Origin of the sequence: Pseudoalteromonas sp. SS15 (assembly GCF_049257195.1) — a bacterium.
GTDB lineage: Bacteria > Pseudomonadota > Gammaproteobacteria > Enterobacterales > Alteromonadaceae > Pseudoalteromonas.
Genome location: NZ_JBMMUD010000002.1, coordinates 73,249 through 93,177 on the forward strand (window position 1 = coordinate 73,249; position 19,929 = coordinate 93,177).

General features: G+C 40.5%; 15 protein-coding genes. 7 read left to right on the forward strand and 8 right to left on the reverse strand.

The features are described from left to right. Positions 1-94: 94 nt before the first annotated feature. Entirely contained in the window at positions 95-1,153 is a 1,059-nt protein-coding gene (gene dinB / locus AAEU28_RS04560) for a DNA polymerase IV (protein WP_421963138.1), read from the reverse strand. Between the two features lie 157 nt (positions 1,154-1,310). Here dinB and AAEU28_RS04565 point away from each other — a divergent pair, with 157 nt between their 5' ends. Together AAEU28_RS04565 and AAEU28_RS04570 are read left to right on the forward strand one after the other, a co-directional pair. After that, positions 1,311-2,363, forward strand: a complete 1,053-nt coding sequence (locus AAEU28_RS04565) for an aldo/keto reductase (protein WP_421963139.1) — start codon at positions 1,311-1,313, stop codon at positions 2,361-2,363. A 291-nt stretch (positions 2,364-2,654) separates the two neighbouring features. Then, positions 2,655-3,167 carry an NUDIX hydrolase gene (locus tag AAEU28_RS04570; protein WP_421963140.1) on the forward strand — a complete coding sequence of 171 codons (513 nt, stop codon included), beginning with the start codon at positions 2,655-2,657 and terminating at the stop codon, positions 3,165-3,167. A gap of 47 nt (positions 3,168-3,214) precedes the next feature. Here AAEU28_RS04570 and AAEU28_RS04575 read toward each other — a convergent pair whose 3' ends face one another. Then, the gene (locus AAEU28_RS04575; RefSeq protein ID WP_421963141.1) at positions 3,215-5,110 is read right to left on the reverse strand and encodes a hypothetical protein; all 1,896 of its coding nucleotides are present in this window, start codon (positions 5,108-5,110) and stop codon (positions 3,215-3,217) included. Between the two features lie 253 nt (positions 5,111-5,363). Between AAEU28_RS04575 and AAEU28_RS04580 the strand changes: the two genes are divergently transcribed. Next, complete coding sequence (locus AAEU28_RS04580; RefSeq protein ID WP_421963142.1) at positions 5,364-5,549, forward strand: PA3496 family putative envelope integrity protein; 186 nt, start codon at positions 5,364-5,366, stop codon at positions 5,547-5,549. 47 nt (positions 5,550-5,596) lie between these two features. Here the strand turns inward: AAEU28_RS04580 and AAEU28_RS04585 are convergent, their stop codons facing one another. Further along, complete coding sequence (locus AAEU28_RS04585) at positions 5,597-7,696, reverse strand: TonB-dependent receptor (protein ID WP_421963143.1); 2,100 nt, start codon at positions 7,694-7,696, stop codon at positions 5,597-5,599. Positions 7,697-7,891: 195 nt separating this feature from the next. On the opposite strand from AAEU28_RS04585, the gene AAEU28_RS04590 reads away from it, so the two are divergent. Beyond that, positions 7,892-8,629, forward strand: a complete 738-nt coding sequence (locus AAEU28_RS04590) for a hypothetical protein (protein WP_421963144.1) — start codon at positions 7,892-7,894, stop codon at positions 8,627-8,629. Between the two features lie 202 nt (positions 8,630-8,831). On the opposite strand, the gene AAEU28_RS04595 is transcribed toward AAEU28_RS04590, so the two are convergent. Further along, positions 8,832-9,575 (reverse strand): hypothetical protein, encoded by a 744-nt coding sequence (locus AAEU28_RS04595; RefSeq protein ID WP_421963145.1) that lies wholly within the window; start codon positions 9,573-9,575, stop codon positions 8,832-8,834. Positions 9,576-9,914: 339 nt separating this feature from the next. Between AAEU28_RS04595 and AAEU28_RS04600 the strand changes: the two genes are divergently transcribed. Both AAEU28_RS04600 and AAEU28_RS04605 read left to right on the forward strand, forming a co-directional pair. After that, on the forward strand, positions 9,915-12,596 hold the full coding sequence (locus AAEU28_RS04600; protein WP_421963146.1) for a GNAT family N-acetyltransferase: 2,682 nt from the start codon (positions 9,915-9,917) through the stop codon (positions 12,594-12,596). 3 nt (positions 12,597-12,599) lie between these two features. Beyond that, positions 12,600-13,544, forward strand: a complete 945-nt coding sequence (locus AAEU28_RS04605) for an ion transporter (RefSeq protein WP_421963147.1) — start codon at positions 12,600-12,602, stop codon at positions 13,542-13,544. A gap of 55 nt (positions 13,545-13,599) precedes the next feature. Here AAEU28_RS04605 and AAEU28_RS04610 read toward each other — a convergent pair whose 3' ends face one another. From AAEU28_RS04610 to AAEU28_RS04620, 3 genes are read right to left on the reverse strand one after another with little or no spacing between them, the layout of a single operon-like run. Beyond that, complete coding sequence (locus AAEU28_RS04610) at positions 13,600-18,102, reverse strand: EAL domain-containing protein (RefSeq protein WP_421963148.1); 4,503 nt, start codon at positions 18,100-18,102, stop codon at positions 13,600-13,602. Between the two features lie 23 nt (positions 18,103-18,125). Further along, positions 18,126-18,530, reverse strand: coding sequence for a GNAT family N-acetyltransferase (locus AAEU28_RS04615; RefSeq protein WP_421963149.1), 405 nt, complete (start codon positions 18,528-18,530; stop codon positions 18,126-18,128). Between the two features lie 5 nt (positions 18,531-18,535). Further along, on the reverse strand, positions 18,536-18,742 hold the full coding sequence (locus AAEU28_RS04620; RefSeq protein WP_058030613.1) for a DUF3283 family protein: 207 nt from the start codon (positions 18,740-18,742) through the stop codon (positions 18,536-18,538). A gap of 138 nt (positions 18,743-18,880) precedes the next feature. On the opposite strand from AAEU28_RS04620, the gene AAEU28_RS04625 reads away from it, so the two are divergent. Next, the gene (locus AAEU28_RS04625; protein ID WP_421963150.1) at positions 18,881-19,540 is read left to right on the forward strand and encodes a substrate-binding periplasmic protein; all 660 of its coding nucleotides are present in this window, start codon (positions 18,881-18,883) and stop codon (positions 19,538-19,540) included. Between the two features lie 12 nt (positions 19,541-19,552). Here AAEU28_RS04625 and AAEU28_RS04630 read toward each other — a convergent pair whose 3' ends face one another. Beyond that, positions 19,553-19,795, reverse strand: a complete 243-nt coding sequence (locus tag AAEU28_RS04630) for a DUF1289 domain-containing protein (RefSeq protein WP_421963151.1) — start codon at positions 19,793-19,795, stop codon at positions 19,553-19,555. Between the last annotated feature and the right edge of the window lie 134 nt (positions 19,796-19,929).

Genomic DNA, 19,929 nt, shown 5'->3' on the forward strand with positions numbered 1-19,929 from the left:
CCAGAGCCTATGAGGTAAGTTACAAAACCCTGCTCTACTCGGTAGCACCGACTTTATGTCGGGTAAATAAAGAGATAACTTAAAGAGGCAATATTTAAGAAAACAAATGCATTTGATTATGGCTTGCTTCTTTTGCCGATAACCCCACTTGAATACCTATTAAACGCACTGCCTTGTGGCCCTGATTCCTTTCAAGTAAATCGGTTAATAATTGGCAGAATAACGCACTGTCTAACTTATCAAACTGGCACTCTTTACTGACCAATTGAAAATCAAAATACTTTACTTTTACGCCCAGCTTTATAATGTGCTGCTCATCTAGATATTTACTGGCTCGAATTTTGAGCTCAGGTAATAATTGTTTGATAATACGCATTTTCAACACGTCAATATCAGCGGTGTCTTGTTCAAATGTGGTTTCTACCCCCACAGATTTGCGCACACGGTCGGTTTCGACCCGCCGCTCATCAATACCATGACAACGACGCCATAACATATCGCCTAATTTGCCAAACTTTTGTTTTAATAAAGTTTCATCGGCATTTTTGATATCTCGACCAAACTCAAAGCCATGGGCAAGCAATTTTTGCATTGTCACTTTGCCTACACCGGGGATTTTTTTAAGTGGAAGACCTTCAATAAATGCATCGACTTTATCTGGGGTGATCACAAATTGGCCATTGGGCTTGTTTTCATCGCTGGCAATTTTTGCCAAAAACTTAATCGGGGCAACCCCAGCTGAAGCAGTTAAACCCGTTTCTTTAAAAATCTCATCACGAATTTGTTGCGCAATTAAAGTCGCGCTGCCTTTGCATTGGGTGCAATCGGTCACATCAAGGTAGGCTTCATCTAAAGACAAGGGTTCAATTAAATCGGTATAACGGGCAAAAATAGCTCTGATCTGCTGTGAGATTTCTTTATAGAGCGACATTCTCCCCGGCACGATGCGCAAATGCGGACATAGCTTTTTCGCCTGATAATTCGACATAGCAGCACGCACACCGTATTCACGAGCAATATAGTTCGATGTCGCCAAAACCCCACGGTTGCTATTGCCGCCAATCGCCATTGGCACTTTAGCCAACTCAGGATTGTCGCGCATTTCTACCGCGGCATAAAAGCAGTCCATGTCTATGTGGATAAATTTACGCATATATGAAAGACTGTATATAAACACAGTCATTATGGCGCAACTTCAGCTTTTATTGCAACTGTTACTGCGCTTTAAGATCAACTACACTAATTACTTAATAAAAAGTAATGTCTCAGTTTTTTTAATACACTCTGAGCAATTAAATCAAGGAGCGCACATGCAATTTAGTCGTTTAGGCAGCAGTCAAATAGATGTTTCTCGTATTTGTCTTGGTAGTATGACATGGGGCTTACAAAACAATCAGCATGATGCCGATGAACAAATCAATTACGCCCTCAGTCAGGGAGTCAATTTTATTGATACCGCTGAAATGTACGCGGTGCCGCCTTCACCAGAAACCTATGGTAAAACTGAAGCAATAATTGGTAATTGGCTTGCACGCCATAAAGAGAAGCGTGAGCAAGTGGTGATTGCCACCAAAATTGCAGGCCCAGGCTTAAACTGGGTTAGAAATGGTGGACCTATTACGCCCGATGCCATTTATAAAGCCATTGATGATTCACTAGCTAGGTTAAATACCGATTACATTGACCTTTACCAATTGCATTGGCCAAATCGCCAATCTCCGCATTTTGCACAGCACAAACCTAATGGTCACAACTTTGTAGATGTCGATACGCAAGCTGAAATCGCCAGTATGGAAGCCATTCTTGAAGCGTTAACAAAGAGTATTAAAGCTGGAAAAATCCGTCATTGGGGTTTATCTGACGACACCACATGGGGCATAAATACGTATTTGCGCCTTGCTGAGCAGCATAACTTAGTAAAGCCTGTATCTATTCAAAATGAGTTCAGCTTATTGCATGCCAAAGACTGGCCATACTTAATTGAAAACTGCTGGCATGAAGATATTGCTTACTTACCTTGGTCACCACTTGCCGCGGGCATGCTAACCGGTAAATATTTAAATGGTGCTCGCCCAGAGGGCAGTCGTTGGACATTGGTTCAACGCCAAGGCTTATTCAGAGACACTGAACAAGCAGGCCTTGCCACAGCTGAGTATGTGGCTTTAGCGAAAAAACTGAATATGACACCCGCACAATTGGCCCTTGCATGGTGCGACCAAGTCAAAGGCGTGACCTCTACAATTATTGGCGCAACCAATATGAGTCAATTAAAAGAGAACATCGCCGCATTTGATATGCCTCTTTCTGAAGAAGCATTAAATGATGTGGCTGACATATTCAGCCGCTACCCTGCGCCTTTTTAATCCGAATTTAGATTATTTAAAGGGCTCTTTGTGAGCCCTTTTGTTATTACCAAACATTGCTTCAATAGCTGTAATCCACTTTTCTAATCGTTATACCAATCCTCTTAATTAAGTGAACTATTTTGAGGCAAGTAAAACTTGTCGGTAGCGAGGCGAAAATTTTGCTATTTAGTTGTTCTAAATAAGAAATATTCAACGAAACTAACGTCAGTTTTAGTCCCTCAAAATGATTAAGTATTATTGAGGATTGGTATTATACTGGCAACCGAAATTTTAAAGGTCCGTTTTTCAATGCAGTTACTCAACACACCACCTACCAAACCTGAAGGTTCAATCTTCACTCGTCATACCGCACGCGCCATTGTTTTAAACGGCAACGACATTCTATTACTCTTCACAGAGCGTTATGACGATTACACGCTGCCCGGTGGTGGCGTTGATGAAAACGAAGCCATTGAAGCGGCATTACTTCGAGAGCTACAAGAAGAAACCGGCGTTAAAAGTATTACCCAATGCAGTGCATTTGGCCGCTTTGAAGAAATTCGCTCTTGGTACAAAAACGATTTCGACTATGTGCATATCGTGTCTGATTGTTATGTATGTGAGATCTGCGGAGAGTTTGATAAACCACAAATGGAGCACTACGAAATCGCCAATGGTATGCGCCCTGTTTGGGTCAATATTGATGATGCCATTGCACACAACAAACAAACTTTGGCGCAAAGCGAGAAGAAAGGTCTGTCGATTCAAAGAGAGATTTTTTTATTAGAAACAATTAAAGCACAACTAGTTTGCTCAGATTAAAACTCAACAAAGCCTAGGACCTCACCGCTCCTAGGCTTTTTAATTATTTAAAGACAATTCACCTCAAAATATTCAGGTACTGTTGATATTTCTAAATCTGGAAATGCACTTACTAAAAATTGATAATCTTCGGCGTTGCTTTCCTTATGTTTAAACATCACACGTCTATGATGGTCTTCTACTCGATACCCGTTTTGCTGAAAATACGCCACAAAATCTTGATTTTGACGTGATGCATCATTGCCACCAAATGAGAAAGAAAAGCTACTAAACCCTTTTAGGAAGAAATAAAAATGATCTAATTCAGCCGCATCATTTACATTTTCCGAAAATTTACTCTTTACTAGGGAGAACTTTTCAAAATCGGCTTCTTCTGCAAGCGCGTTTAATAGGAGAGTCACTTCTTCTTGTGAAGGCGTTACTTCATCAAGCCACAAAGTAACCGCACCACCATTTTTAATAAAAATGGGTAAAATGTATAAATGCTGATTTGATAAGGTCAAATTCACAGCCTTGAATTTATCTAACACTTCCTTTTGTGAATATTTATTTGCACCTAGGTATTGCTCAGACAAAAGTAAAACTAAAACATCTTTGTCTAATTGTGACACCTCTTTTTCTGCAAAATCCTCCAATGAAACAGCATCAAGACTAGAGATATTATTCTCTCTTATGTAACTTTTTATTATAGAAACTGCTTTTAATTCTTTATTTTTTAATAAAATTTCAATGCCCTCATTGCTATTTTTCATAGCCTGACAATACTGGTATTCAGGAGAAGACGTTAATTGTTTGATAAATGCTGAAGACTCGAACTTATCAAGCGCCTGATGTTTAAATTGTCGACTCCTCCACCACCCCCTTTTCTCTTTACACAAATCAAGCTTAGCTTGGCTATCGGCAGGAAGTGTTTGCTCCGGCAAGTTTAGATTTAGGTTAACACGCTCCGGTTTTAACTCATTTGTATGAATGTAATGAACGTTAAAGCCTTTATTTTTTAGGTTTACTAACGTGTCTTTGACAACTTCATTATTGAAAAATCTCAGATCTATATGCGGGTAATAAATTGTGTCTTGTAAAATATTAGAGGCTTCTATCAGCGCGGTAACGTCACTTAATTCCTCAGATTTCAAAACTTCTGTGATGCCGAGCTCTTTCAAAATAGAAACTTGAAGCCTTGACTCATACTTACCTTGTCTTAGAGCTAAGTTAGGGTATTCAGTCAACACTTTTGCGGACAAACTGTAACGTCTCGCTTTAACTAAACCGATTGCAAGGCTTGTGAAAGGGCTCACAAAAGGGTCATTTAAAATAGTATGAGGGACGGAAGAAAGTTTTTGGCTCAATAACCCAAAAATTATTTCATCACTTTCTCCATCCACAATCGCTTTTTCAAGTTCCTTAACCTGATAGTTTGACCAAATCATTGCGAGCTCATGCTCAAAATTTGGTAACTCGGTAGCCTGTTCGGTAAGAGCTAATCGACGGATAAGGCTGTCACTCCCATCAAGCTTTTTAAATACATCTTGCTTAGCATGCAATGTCTGCATAACACGAGCATTGTAATACCACTCTTGCGCTTTTTGCCAACCATATGCATCCCAAATAGCATCGGCAATATGATTGATATCATTTCCCTGTTTCATTGAATCATATGCTGACTTTTCTAAATTAGATGTAAACTTTTCCGTTAGTAGATTCTTCTCTACATGAACATTTAGACATTCGTCTTCATTCGGTGCGTTGGCAGGAAAAGGTAAATATTTATAAACTTTTTTGGTGTCTAAATTAGCCTGCTTGGGGAGTTCTTCTATATCTGTTCCTTTGTTATTATTAGCTTGAAGTACATCGACTTGTTCCGAGAGTACCGCTTCTTGACTGCTCAAAAGCACAAAAAGAGCTGCTAGAGTTGCAAAAATGCTAGTTCCAATTATTTTTTTCACCTTTATTTCCTTAAAAGCTTTTACTATTTAATTAGGTCTATCCGAAGTTTATAAAATGTAACATAAATGAAAAGATAATAGGTACAAGCAGGTATCAAAGAAAACGGATAAAACTTTTTTAACTTCACGATAAAAATAAGTCATTTTTCAAAAATAAGATTTCACGGTAAATAGTCAATTGAAAACGTTAAGGCCAAACCCTTGCGCCGAGACATTCAGACAACTCTTTATTTACCTATTTTTGGAGAGCATTGTGGGTAAAACTTTTTCTTATGACGCTTTTGATGATGACTTTGATCCTGACTATGCTAAAGAGCATCATCGCAACACCCAAAACTCGCACAAGCGACAAGTCAAAAGAAAGCTCGACGATTATTTAGAGCAGCGCCAATTACGCAAGCACCTTGGTGAAGATGACTTTAGCTATCGAGACCATTAAAACAAGAAAAGAGGCCTCGGCCTCTTTTTTGTCATAAACAACGTTAATTAAAAACGGCCTGAGAAAGTAAGCTTCGCATTAAATGGCTGACCTACAGATGCCTGATGGGTTGAATGAGAATTTGGGAAATACACCTTATCGGTCAAATTCTCTAGCTTAAGTTGCAACTTATAGTCATGACTTAATTGATAATTTGCGTACATATCATAACGGGTGTAACTCGGCAAAAATGCGCTGTTAGAGGTATTCATATAAGTTTTTGCCTGATACATAGCGCCAATGCCAATATCTAGCTGCTCTGTTACCTGATATTGCGCCCAAAGTGACGCTTTATTTTTCGGTAACTCGCGTGGCGTTAGCTCTGTTAGCCCATCACGATTAACCACTTCGCCTTTCAGATAACCATAGTTGGTAGAGATAGATAAGCCTTCAGTGATCTGCCCTGATAACTGGATCTCAAAACCTTCTATATCTGAGTCAACAACATCGAGCGTTGCAGGGTCATCATCAGCAGGTTGCGGCGAGCTTTGTGTATTTCTGAAAAATGCCGTTGTGAGACTTAAACCACTGTCTGAATCCCACTTCAAACCAATTTCGTTATTCTCGAAGGTATCTGGCTTAAGCTTATCTTTGTCTCCATTAATGTCAGTATACTGCTCACCGCTGCGTGGCATAAATGATTCGCTGTAACTCCAGTAAAAAGAGACATTTTCAGCTGGCTTATAAATTGCGCCTAAACGTGGTGACACCTCTGTATCGACACGCGTTCTTTGCTCATTGGTGGCACTTTTCATATTCACAACAGCAATGTCAAAACGGTCGTAACGGGCACCAAGCACAAGATCAAAATGCGCATTAATCGCTATTTGATCTTGTACATAGAAAGAGGTGACTTCTAAATCTACACGGGTATCGTCGTTTAAGTCTTCAGAGAAGTTCGTTGAGACAGCTTGACCATCGGCGTTCATACCAACAAAACCATCGAGATTAAGTGGACGTGCAACACTAAACCACTCTTTGTCGCTTTGATTGCTACTCCAGACAGGATTAAAACGGTACTGATCTGATTCGGTCTCAATATATTCGCCACCGACAATCAAAGTATGTTCAAACCCACCCGTTGTGAACTCATTCACCAAGTTACTGGTGACAATTAAGTTTTCACGTGTGGTTTCATCTAGGTAACCATCTAGCTGGACTTTATTTTCACTTGCGTCATAGCCCGTAGCATAAAAGTTTGCGTATACCTTGTCATAAGCGCCATAAAATACACTGACATTGGCTTTCATTGAATCGCTAAAATAATGCTGTAATGCCGTATTGAATGTACGTCCTTTCGTTGTGTGATAATTATTCTGAGGATCGGCAATCACAATATCCAATAACTCCTCTGCCGGACGCCCCTCAGAATTGGATGGAATACCACGATCAATAAAACGTTCATGATCAATATACTCAAAAGAGGTGTCTAGAGTCGTCGTATCAGACAGCACAAACCGCGCAGTTGGGTTAATGCCGAGGCGCTCACCGTCGTAGAAATCTCTATGGTTCTCAAGTGTTTCAAACATGGCATTGACCCTAAATGCCACTTCATCAGACACCGATTGGTTAACGTCTAAATGCGTGCTCGTGCCACCAAAACTGTCTAAAGACAAATTGTAACCAGCAAAACTATCTGACAACTGCGCTTTTTTGCTAACGCGGTTTAAAATGCCACCCGTACCACCACGACCAAACAATAGTGCATTCGGCCCTCTTAGTACTTCGACTTGCTCAACATTGTAAAGAGAGCGGTAATATTGCACATCATCTCTGTGACCATCGATATAAAAGTCAGCAGTAGAACGAACGCCCCGAAATACAATGGCATCACGGTGCCCTTCACCTTGCGTAGTATTTACGCCCGGTAAATAATCAATAATTTGCCCAATGTTTGAAATACCACGTTGAGACAACTGCTGAGCCGTTAATACTGATAAGCTCTGCGGTACATCTATAATAGGCGTGGGTGTTTTAACTGAATTAGATACATCCGACGCTAAGTATTTTCCACTGACTTCGATTTTTTCAATATCTGATTGAGCATCTTGTGCCATAGCATGATTAGCAACCAAAGAAAGCGCGATAAGAGACAACGAAAATTTCACATTCACTCCATATACAATTTTAAAAAGATTAATTACTAAATGATAATGAATGACGTTTACGCTGCTATTTGCGTTTTGGATTTGTGTTTTTTACAAAAATCACATTTATCTATTTTTTGTCAATTTTTACCTGATAAATGAACTAATTAAACCGAATAGGTTCAAACTCGTATCTAGATTAGGGAGAGTTTTGGTGTGTTAAAAGGTTGGCAAATATCACTGATAGTATCGGTATTTTTACATATTGCTATTATCTATTTCTTACACAAGCAATTTGTTCTGCCTATTCCACCAAAACCACAGCCTACAATGAAAACTTACCTAGTGATAGAAGAACCTGAAAGCAAGGTAGAAGTTGAAGTTAAAGTAGAGCCCGAACAAGCCGAACAAGCCGAACAAGCTGAACAAGCTGAACAAGCTGAACAAGCTAATGAAAAAGTGGCATCTGAGCAAACACAAGTCACTTCACAACCCCCTGTCGTGCAAACCGAAGTGATAGAGACTCAGCAAGCGGCAGAAGCAATTCAAGTGAATGACACAAACAAAAACAACTTAGAAAAACCGAGGATAGATCCGTTCAAAGCACTCGATAACATCCGCTCAGGTGAGCATGACTACTTCTCCACGCAGCAATCTGGTGACCCCACTCAATCCGTTGAACGTTTTGGCAATGGCCGGATCTCAACCCCAAAAACACACAAAGAAGCACGCGAAAATAAAGACATGCCAAAAATGGTTTATGAAGGGCCAACCTATAAAGAATTTAAAAAAGGCGCGTATTGCTATAAAGAAAACCAAATAGATCCAAATAACCGTTCTATCGACTCAAGCCTGCCGACCACTTGGCAAGGCCTGCCTTATAAGTGTGAGAAAGATAAAATTGAGAAAGCTTTTGATGCTGCTATGGAGAAGTGGTTACCGAAGAAAAGGTAGGTTTATTGTTTGATTCAGCTTAATTTTGGCATGTTCTAAAAAAGCAAGATTATAATTTGGATGTAAAGGAATAAGTATAAGCAATTAAAAAATAATAACGTTTAAACCCCATGTTTTGTCATTTAAATGCCTTTTTGTTAAGTCTTGTATTAAATAAAAGGTGAATGCCTTGCTATAAGCCGATCTCAGGGGGTTTTACTGTTTAATTTTCTAACTCCATATAATTTTGATACATAGACTTAGAAAGCTCATTACCAAGCTTTGCGCTAGTGCGTAAATGTTCTACTCCTTTTGCCATATTGTATATAGGAGAAACCTCAACTAAATGTAGCTTTGCTATTAAGTGATGGCAGTAACTTTTCGCTTCGATATCCCCAAAGGCCTCACAATTTGAAAGCAACTTAAGAGTGTCATTTGCTAACTGCATATTTTTCATATCAATACTTTCAATTATATCCATATCAGCTTTGATCAATATAAAATCAGTTCTATTAAGAGCCACTAATTCATTCAGCAGTTCTTCGGCATATTCGTCGTAATTAAGGTGCTCATTATTATAAAGAAGGTAAAGTGATTCCTTAGCTGATACATCATCATACTTCTTTATTGCTTGTTGGTAAGTTTCCGCCGCTTTCACAAAATTGCCATCAAGAAAATACAATGTACCTAAATCAACATATGCGTCCTTCCAGCCACTGCTAGCTGACTTACTTAAATACTCTAGGCCTTTTTTTCTATCTTTTATCCCAAATTCATCAAAACCATAAATGATCCCTAACGCATGGAATGCTTTAGGGCTTTGTTCGTTTTTGAGAAAATTGATCGCGTCTTTTACCAAATGTGCATTATTTCCATTTAGTATTTGATGTACATTCTTCCAATTTATTGGGTTAGCCCAAAGTACACTCGAGCAAGTCAGCAACAAAATATATATTACTTTTTTCATTTCAAGCCTTCATTTGATCCTTGTCCACATTTGAGTTTTTCATTGTTTGTACGTGTTTTCATAACAATGAAAACAGCTATAGAACCAACGTTCCAAAGCGCAAGCGCAAGCAAAATATCGACCTTTTAAAACCGCTTAGGCTCTATGATTAATTAAGCTAATCAGAGCATTTTTCAAAAATACATGAAAACAAGTGCTCTAAAACATCCCACTTAAAAAGTCATATAAATAAGACTTTGGTATAAAGACAGTTATTTAATGACAACGCTAACTTAAATCAACTTTTCTGTGCCCTGTTACGTGTTAAAGTTATAAAAAATGTTTGGTAAGGAACAGAAGATGAGTGTTAAGCGGATCAGCCAGTTTTTTAATCCTAAGTCAGTTGCTGTCATTGGTGCGTCAAATAATGCGGGGCGTGCAGGCTTTGTGGTTATGCGCAACTTACTTCAAGGTGGCTTTAAGGGGCCTATCATGCCGGTTTCTCCAAAGCATAAAGCGGTGCATGGTGTACTTGCCTACCACAACATAAAAGCGCTGCCGCAAACACCTGATCTTGCTGTTATCTGTACCAACAAAAATACCTTAGAACAAATCATCATCGAACTCGGTGAGCTTGGCTGTCAACATGCGATTATTATTGCCTCAGGTGCAAACCAAGCACAAAAGAGCGCCCTTAAACAGACTGCAAAAGAAGCTGGCGTGACTCTACTTGGACCAAACTGTTTAGGCTTACTCATTCCTCACTTAGGTTTAAATGCCAGCTTTTCACATACTGTCGCTGAGCCAGGCAAATTGGCGTTTATTTCACAATCGGCAGCAGTGTGCTCAACGATTCTAGATTGGGCGCAGAATAAGCGTATTGGCTTTTCATACTTTATTTCTGTCGGCGATTGTATTGATATCGACTTTGATGAGTTATTGGACTTTTTAGGCCGAGATGCCAAAACGCGCGCGATATTACTGTATATCGATAACATTGATGACGTTCGCCGTTTTATTTCTGCCGCGCGAGCCGCTGCATTCAGTAAACCTGTCTTGGTAATTAAAACAGGTCGTACCCGCGCTGGCGCAGAAGCAGCGTATATTCATACTGGCGGTCAAAGCAGTGACGACGCGGTGTACGATGCCATGTTCCAACGTGCGGGTATGCTAAGGGTAAATGATTTACGTGAGCTCTTTGCTGCCACACAGACCTTGGCGCTTCACCCTAAACTGTTACAAGTAGAACAATTGACCATTCTCACCAATGGCGGCGGCCCGGGTATTATGGCCGTTGATACACTTTTACAAGGCTCAGGAAAACTGGCGGAGTTAAGCGACCAAACTCGTGAAGCATTAAATAAAGTCATTCCTCAGGCTGAGAAAATCTATAACCCCGTCGATTTATTTGGTGACTCATCACCAAAACGCTACCAACAAGCGCTGGAGATATTACTTAAAGCGCCTGAAGTGAAAAACTTACTGATCATCCACACGCCTTCAGCGCTTGCACCGAGCGAAGAATACGCAGAGATCATCGCCAACGCCTTAGAAAAAATTCCAAAAATGGCTCGCCCTTATGTAATGACCGTATTTATGGGTGAGTATGCGGCTTATGAAGCGCGCTATGTGTGTGCGGAACATTCAATTCCGACCTATCGCACACCCGAAGGCGCTGTTGGCGCATTTATGCACTTAGTGAGTTATCGCCGTAACCAAAAGCATTTAACACAAACGCCGGAGTCGATCAGTAGCGACCTATTAATCAATAGCCAAGCGGCAAAGCATGAGATTGCTGAATTTATCGCTGAAGGCCATACCCACTTATCAACGCACCTTGCTCGTAGAGTTTTATCACACTATTCAATTGAGTGTATTCAAACTGAAATTGCGCTCACACCAAGCGAAGCAAAAGAGCAAGCTGAGCAACTGGGTTTTCCTGTGGCATTAAAGCTTATCAGTCCGTCTATTCCCTCAAAGTCTGAAGTGGGTGGCGTGGTGCTGAATTTAAATGATGGCAATGAAGTCGAGCAAAATGCCTTTGCCATCTTGTTACGTATTAAAGAAGCCTACCCTGATGCAATTATTGAAGGGTTTTCATTGCAGCGTATGGCGCCAAGAGCGGGTGCACAAGAACTGCGTATTGCCATCAAAACTGAGCCGGGCTTTGGTCCTGTCATATTACTAGGTGAAGCAGGTACCGGATTAGAGTTCTCTCAAGCAGCGGTAGCCCTCCCTCCACTTAATATGAACTTGGCAAAATATTTAATCGCCGCAGCGCAAGATAAAGGCGTGCTAAAAGAGCGCACCTTACCCGATAAAGTCGATAAATATCGTCTATGTGCCCTGCTGACGCGTATTTCACAATTATTGGTTGATCAACCCGATATTTATAATTTAGAGCTGAACCCTGTGCTTGCCAGTGAAGGGCAATTTTTAGTGCTAGATGCCGCCATACAGCTTCGCCCTTATCAGGCCAAAGCCAATCGTAAACGTTTAGCTATTAAACCTTATCCGAAAGAGTGGGAGCAGAAGGTCACCTTAAAAGACGGCCAAGCAGCTGTTTTACGACCAATACGCCCTGAAGATGAGCGCGCCCACCAAGAATTTGATCAGTCGCTGACCAAAGAAGACAGATACAAACGTTTCTTTGGTGAACTGCCTGAGTTCAACCATGAACAATTGGCTAAAATGACGCAAATTGATTACGACCGAGAAATGGCGTTTATTGTCTCTGCTCCTCACAAAAGCGCTTATCGCACGCTGGGAGTATCTCGCGTATTAATGGACCCTGATAACCTGTCTGCAGAATTTGCGGTTGTCGTTCGCTCAGGAAGCCAAGGCCTAGGGCTAGGTAAACTACTTATGAATGCAGCCATAGAGTATTGCCGCAGCCAAGGTGTGGGCGTTGTTGAAGGGATAACTTTACCCGAAAATACCGGCATGATTGAGCTTTCTAAGCGCCTTGGCTTTAAAGTAACCCGTGACTTTGAAGAGGGAACCATTAATATGGTTTTGAAGTTAGATGAATCACAACAATAAATTATGCTAACAACCAGACAAAAAGTTGCTGAATTACTTGAAAGTAGCGGCCGTCACCAAAAAGCAGGTCACATACTCGATGTATTTTTGATCTGTTTAATCATGGTTAATGTGATCGCCATTGTTTTAGAGTCAGTCGCGTCACTTGCTCAGGCTTATCACACTGCTTTTCTTGTTATAGAGATTGGTTCTGTCGCCATATTTACAATGGAGTATTTAGCAAGGTTATGGTCTTGTGTCGATAAAATCGAATACAAACAAGTTAAAGGCTCAAACCTTAAAAAGCGTTTTAAATATGCACTGACACCACTTGCGATAATTGATTTACTGGCCATCGCGCCTACCATTCTGATGATGTTCTTCAGCTTTGATCTGCGTTTCTTACGTGTTGTTAGATTACTAAGAATATTCAAACTCACCCGTTATTCTAAAGCCATGCAGTTATTACTGGCGGCATTTAAAGAAGAAGCCAGCAGTTTAATGGCGGCCTTTTTTATTATGTCTGTGGTGCTTATCATGGCGTCATGCGGTATTTATCTTATTGAGCACGATGTTCAACCCGATAAGTTTGGCTCAATACCTGATGCCATGTGGTGGGCTATGGCCACTCTAACCACAGTTGGTTACGGTGATGTGGTGCCAATTACACCACTAGGACGTTTCTTTGGGGGGGTCATTACCATGTTAAGCATGGGCATGGTCGCCATACCAACCGGTTTATTAGCATCGAGTTTTGCAGAGCAATTACGTAAACGCCGTGAAGTCTTTCATGAAGCGGTGTTACACAGTTTAATAGACGGTCATGTCGATGAAGAAGAGCGCGCGCACCTTGAGGCTCTGAGAGTCGAATTAGGCTTAAGCGCAGCAGAAGCGAATCAAGCAATCAAAGTCATGACCAGCAAACGGGTGCATAGCCAATATTGCAGACACTGTGGCCACAAACTTTAAGGCCACAGCGATATACCCCCAAAAAATACTTATCATAGATAAACGACTTTTTGCTTTAAACCTTTGCCTCTGCTGAGGCCTCTGGTGTAAACACATACCAGGCTTTATCTAGCATGTTTGCCACATAATCACCTGTAACGGCATCGCCATAGATTGGGCCTTGGAAAATATCACAGCCTATTTCTCTGAGTTTATTAATCTGCCCAGCGTTCACTACACCTTCTGCGATACAACGCTTTTCAAGCAAGTTTGCAACGCTAATAACGGCGTGAGCAATCACCGCTTGATCGCCATTCTTTTGATTGATAAGCGCAGGCGCTATCTTGAAAGCATCGACTGGCAGGCTTTGCATTGAGGCCAATGATGCAAACTCAGAACCAAAGCCATTAATGTGAATTTGGCAACCAATCGACTTGAGTTGGGTCATCAAATTTAGGGTTTGCTCTGAATTCACCACCGTCTGTGCTTCAGTGATCTCAATCACCACGTGTTCAGCGCCAATATTACAGCGCGAGATAACATTCGCAATGCGACTTAACAGATCACTTTGCACCAAATCTGCTGCCGTTAAGTTAACTGCTAAATAAAGATTCGGGTGATGTAAGTGCCATTGTTTTAACTCGATAAGGCCAGCACTCAAGGCGTGTAATAAAAGTCGATGACTGGCACCAATTTGCTTGGCCACATCATTCACATCGTCTTGAGAGTAATCATCTAATGATGGCCATTTTAATGAAACTTCGAGCCCCTCTACTTGCCGGGTTTGGTAATTCAAGATTGGCTGATACTGATTTATGAAGTTTCCTTCTTTCAGAGACGCCATCAAGCTTTGCTCGATCGCAAAAATTCGCTCTGCACGGGTTTGCATGGCTCGCGTAAAGAATTGATAGTCTCTACTTTTCTCATCCATTGCATGATTAAGTGCCATACGCGCTTTTTGACATAGTTCTTCAGCGTTATCTGCATCTTCAGGGTAACTTGCGACACCAATGAACGGCATAAGCTGAATGTTATGACCATCAATTAATTGTGCATGCTCAAACTGCTTCTTTATTTTTGTGATGCATTGGGTCGCCTCAGCAGGCTCAGTTAATCGCTCCAACAACACCATAAATTCACGACCATTCGCAAATGCGATATTCACTTGTTGTCCAAGACTGAGTGTTAATTGTTTCGCAATATGTTTGATAAGGCTTTCAAAGAATGATTTACCGTAAATGTCATAGAAATGCTTGAGCCTGTCGACTCGTATTGCCATCACAGCTAGGCTCTGATTAATCTCTTTTTGACTAATTGCATGCTCAACCCAATCAATAAAACGGGCTTTGCCTGCAAGTTGTGTGACTGTATTGATACTTTCAAGTTGCTGCAAAGAGCGTTCTGACTCCTTTTGGGCACTAATGTCTGTCAACCCAACCACATAATTGCTCAGCTCACCATTACCATCAGATACTGCAGTCACTTTAATAAGTACATGACACTGCTTACCATTGGCAAGACCAACTCGCTCTTCGCCAACAAAATATTCTGACACTTTTAACTGACTTATTTTACGCAGATAATGCATTCGCGTTGCAATTGGCAGTCCTAAGTTTAACGCAGAACTAGATTTTGGTTCTTCAACAATATTAAATGCTTGTTGTAAGGCTGCATTACAGGCTTTGATGCGCAACTGTTTATCGAGAATAAACACCCAGTCTCTGGCTTGCTCGAAGGCAGCACCAAACAACCTTGCCCGCTCAGCGAACATCTTTTCTCTGGTTAAGTTAGTATAGGTTCCCGTTACACGCTCTGGCACATCATTGGTCCAAGCCATTACTTTGCCCGAGTCTTTATACCAACGCCAATGCCCCTCTTTGTGCTGCAGACGGTAAGTACAATTAAAATAGCCTTTATTGGTTGTCACAAATTCAAGCCATTCGAGCCTGAAAAGATTACGCTCAAATGGGTGAATTTTTTGCAAATACTCGTCTAACGTCACTGCATCATTATTGTAACCAAGCTCAGCAGTGAGCCTTGGCTGATAGATTAAGTGGTGGTCTAATTGCCAATCCCAGACCCCTGAGTCACTACTTTCTAATGCAAGCTTTAAACGCATTTCACTATTTTGCGTCTCTTTATGTGCCGCCAGTAAAATTTGCTCAATGCGCTGCTTTCGGCGTAACCATAAAGCAAATAAAACGCTGATAATAAACACGTAGCTGGCAATCGCCAAAGGCGAGCGCCAAATAGGATAATTCACTTTAATGCCGAGCGAAGCCGGCGGTGTGTAATCTCCGGTAAGAGGATCTTTCGCCCACACTTTTAACTGGTAGCTACCAGGATTTAACTTTGGAAATACAACTCGGTTATTACCTCTGGTTAGAATTCTTTGTCCACCTGAAATTTGGTATTCATAGACGATGCGATCTTGGTATATAAAGCTCATTGCGGAGAAAGATACTTCAAGGCCAATGTCATCATGGGCTAATTCAATTTCCTCAAAGACCTTTAAGCCACTGTGCGTTAACTTTCTAGACATGAGTTCCACTGAAGTAATATTCACTCTGTCTAACAAGTTTTTCTTGGGCCTATTAACCTTTGGATCAAACATGGTGAAGCCTTTCACCGAGCCATAGGCTATATTGCCGTTTGCTAACTTTAACGCAGCACCACCATTAAATTCATTACTGAGTAAACCATCTCCTGTGGTAAATTGCTGCAAGTGAAGGTTATCCGGGTCTAAACGCCAAATTCCTTTGTGAGAAGACATCCAGATCATGCCCTCATCATCTTCTTGCATCCCGTACATCAAGGTGCCAAGGTTATTTTCTTCTAAATTTATGGTGTGCACTCTTTCAGCGCTTTGCGGGTCGAGCCCGATTAACCCGTAATTAGAAAGTGACAGCCAAAGAATATTGTTTTTATCTATCATGTAAGACTGCACGATAATAGGTATATCTTGGTGTGCGTCAGGTACAGCATAAATAACATGTAACTTATTGAAGATAGGATCAAAGCGGTACAAAGTCCCGCCTGTAAAAAACAACGGATGCGTTGGGTGGCTTGGTAAAGGCTTTAAAAATGAAAAAGACAAAAATGGGTCAAACTGCTCAAACTCCCCTTCTAGTTTGTGCAGCTTTTTATCATTGATACTGTACTTAAAAAAGCCATTCTCTGCATGAATAAAGTACACAAATCCATCTTCAGACACATAAACGCCATAAAGCCTATCTTGCAGAATTTTGGTTTCTTCTTCGTCACGCCCTGTCAGTTGTGTTGCTTCGTCTTTGACCGGATCATAAACAAAGAAGCCTCGATTCGTTTCTAGCCATAACTTATCTTCATACAGGTGAAGTGTATATATTGAAAACTCAGGATAGACATCTTCACCTAAATACCCTTTTAAAAAAATCTGTGTTTCATTTTTTTCAGGGTCGTAACGGGTGAGGCCATCATTGGTTGCAGCCCAAATATAGCCCCCAAGCTCCACCATTCGCCAAACAGTATTATGTGAAAAACCCGACCCTTGAGTATTCAAACTGCTGACATTTTTAAAGCGGTCGACTTGCTCTGAAAGATAAAACGCTCCGTCACTTTTCGTTGCTAACCATAAGCCATCGTGATTATCTCGCACTATTTCCATAATGCTGCTATCAGCAAGGGTAAACTCACTGTTTAGCAGTCTTTGATCGCGAACTCTTTGACCTGTTTCTGGCCAAAAATGTATTAACCCCTTATCTGTAGCTAAGAGTAAATGATTATCTTGAGGCTCGATATCCCATACATTAATGTCAGAAAACAATGTTTTGTATTGCCAATCAAATGATCCGCTTGCAAATTTTTGCTCAAGGTCGCTAATATCTATTTCATATAACCCTTTCACCGCCCCCAACAATAGGGTGTTGCTATCTTTAAGATAAAGTCGCTTAGTATTGGACTGATATTCATGTGTCACTTCGTCAATGTATGTTATTTTCTGAAGTTGTTTTGATGAGTGCTGGAATACAAACGCGCCATCAGTGGTAGCAATGAAAAGAAAATCGCCATGATTAAGCAACGCCCTAACAAAAGTGCGTTGTTCTAAAACAGGCAGCTGGATCTGGTCAACAATTTCGCCCGTATCAACCTGCATTAAAGCCACATTATCAAAACGGCCTAACCAAATATGGTTGTCATCTTTTTCTAAAATTTGGTTTATTGAAAAGTTGACATAGTCTTCTTCAGTTTTAGGGGCAGGGAAATAGTTTTTATAACTGTCTGATTTCACGTCGTAGCTAAAAAAGCCCACATTTTGCGTCGCTATCCAAACCCTTTCTTGAGAATCTTGATAGATTCGATTTAGAACAACTTCTTCAAGTACCCCTTCAGGCCCTGACACATTGAGTACTCGATAGCCATCGTATCGATTTAAGCCAGCTTCTGTCGAAAGCCATAAAAAGCCTTGGCTATCAAGTAACAAGGTATTGACGTAACTTTGTGATAAGCCTTCTGCAGGAGATAAGCGGCTAACACTCGCATTTACGGCACTGCTGCATACCAGTAATATCCAAAAAATGACAATGATTATTAGCCTCATGTTATCTCCTTCCTTAATCGCCGCTAGGGCTGATACTTCATGGCGATGATATTTCGGCCCTGCTGTCGATAAGCGTTAAGCATACACGCTAACTCGTCTGGTAAGGCTTCGACACAGGTAAATTGAACAGCACGGTAAAACGCTTCTAAGTGAGCGTATGCAAAGGTAAATATGGGCTGAGTATGCTGAGATAACACCTTAAGTATGATTTGTTTTGCAATACCTTGACCGCGATACGACTCAGCAACAAACAAAGTCGATAAAAATAACGCGCCCGCTCTATTTTGAATACGACACGCAGCAACAATAGATTGGCTCTTAACTACCCACACTTCATCTTGTTTGTTAGCACGACCGCGCACATTATGAGCTTGATAAAACTTATTCACCAAAGGAATGGCGATTTGCTCTAAGCGCTCAACCTTCATGGAGGTTAACCTGCCAACATCATACTGAGGTAGTATTCAAACTTTTGCTTTAAGATTTGCTGTTCCGAAAGTGGGCGATTATTGATAGTATCGTAAATTGTTTCACGAGAATTTTTACCACGTTTGATTTGATAAGCCCAAAATGAGGCTTCGTAATCGAGTTGAATTTGGTATTTTTCTTGTCTAGGTAGGTTGCACAAGTTGTAACTCATAACGGCTTCACTAAATTAAATACATAATAATCAGACTGCGTACCATACTATTTTTAGCTATAGTTCGCTATATTTTACAAAACAGTGAAATAAGATATTTAAGGAATGAATTTGTTTTTGGTACACAGAAGTATATTTTTGCTGTTACTCTTTTCATCATTTATTCAAGCGAGCACAGATAAACTCACCTTTAATCGCCCTGCTGACACTGCGCAATCTCGATATGTTGTGGAGCTGATATCACTCGCTTATAAAGAAATAGGGATTGAAGTTGAACTAATAGAGTTTAACCGAGACAGCGCGCTCGTTGCCGCTAATGAAGGGGTGTTAGACGGACAATTAGCTAAAATATCAGGCTTAAGTAATACCTATCAGAATTTATTGCGCCTTGATACAGCATTATTAGATTTCAAACTTAACTTAATCAGCTTTTGTGACGACTGTACTCTGTCTGATATGCCTTCATTGGTTATCCATTCAACTTATCCTGCAGCAGCCAAGTATCTTGAGTCTAACCCATATAAGGGTCAGCTTTATAAAGTGAAAAGTGTGTCTACACTATTGAACTTATTGATGCAAAAACAAGTGTCTGCAGCACTTGTCATCGGTTTTTATTTAGACCCTTATATGCAAAAACTGCAAAACTCTGGCATCAAGCTCACAACCTTAGACTCACAGTATGTGTACCATTACCTTCACAAGAAACATCAACACCTAGTGCCTGCACTGTCTGCAACACTGCGACAGTTTAAACAATCAGGTAAAATGCGCGAATTAAAGAGCAAACATAATTTATAAACAAAAAGGATGTTAGAAATCAAACGGAGTTTGCTGCTCGCTTTGATCATCTGATGATTTTTTCTTACTGGTTAAATAGCGTTTATAGCGTTGCTGGCACAAGGCTATTACTTTTCTTTTTTGTTGATCGGTCAATGTATTCCAAGCAAAACGCTCCTCTCTACTGCGATAACAACCTTTACAGTAGCCACGATTATTGACCTGGCAGATCCCCTTACATGGACTGGGGATCTCAAAAATCTCGATTTGTTCCATCAACAAAAGTTAAAAATGTATGGTATTTAATCTATTTTTAGATTTTTTAACCCTCTGTTGTCAACAATATAAATTGAGAAATCAGAGCTCAAGCTTTAAGCATGCAATAAAAAAGGGAGCTCAAAAGCTCCCTT

Bases quoted from the DNA above. Each gene is read 5' to 3' on its own strand.
- AAEU28_RS04620 (WP_058030613.1), bottom strand. From the start codon at position 18,742: ATGAGTTACAACTTGTGCAACCTACCTAGACAAGAAAAATACCAAATT.
- AAEU28_RS04570 (WP_421963140.1), top strand. From the start codon at position 2,655: ATGCAGTTACTCAACACACCACCTACCAAACCTGAAGGTTCAATCTTC.
- AAEU28_RS04630 (WP_421963151.1), bottom strand. From the start codon at position 19,795: ATGGAACAAATCGAGATTTTTGAGATCCCCAGTCCATGTAAGGGGATC.
- dinB (WP_421963138.1), bottom strand. From the start codon at position 1,153: ATGCGTAAATTTATCCACATAGACATGGACTGCTTTTATGCCGCGGTA.
- AAEU28_RS04605 (WP_421963147.1), top strand. From the start codon at position 12,600: ATGCTAACAACCAGACAAAAAGTTGCTGAATTACTTGAAAGTAGCGGC.
- AAEU28_RS04565 (WP_421963139.1), top strand. From the start codon at position 1,311: ATGCAATTTAGTCGTTTAGGCAGCAGTCAAATAGATGTTTCTCGTATT.
- AAEU28_RS04610 (WP_421963148.1), bottom strand. From the start codon at position 18,102: ATGAGGCTAATAATCATTGTCATTTTTTGGATATTACTGGTATGCAGC.
- AAEU28_RS04595 (WP_421963145.1), bottom strand. From the start codon at position 9,575: ATGAAAAAAGTAATATATATTTTGTTGCTGACTTGCTCGAGTGTACTT.
- AAEU28_RS04615 (WP_421963149.1), bottom strand. From the start codon at position 18,530: ATGAAGGTTGAGCGCTTAGAGCAAATCGCCATTCCTTTGGTGAATAAG.
- AAEU28_RS04600 (WP_421963146.1), top strand. From the start codon at position 9,915: ATGAGTGTTAAGCGGATCAGCCAGTTTTTTAATCCTAAGTCAGTTGCT.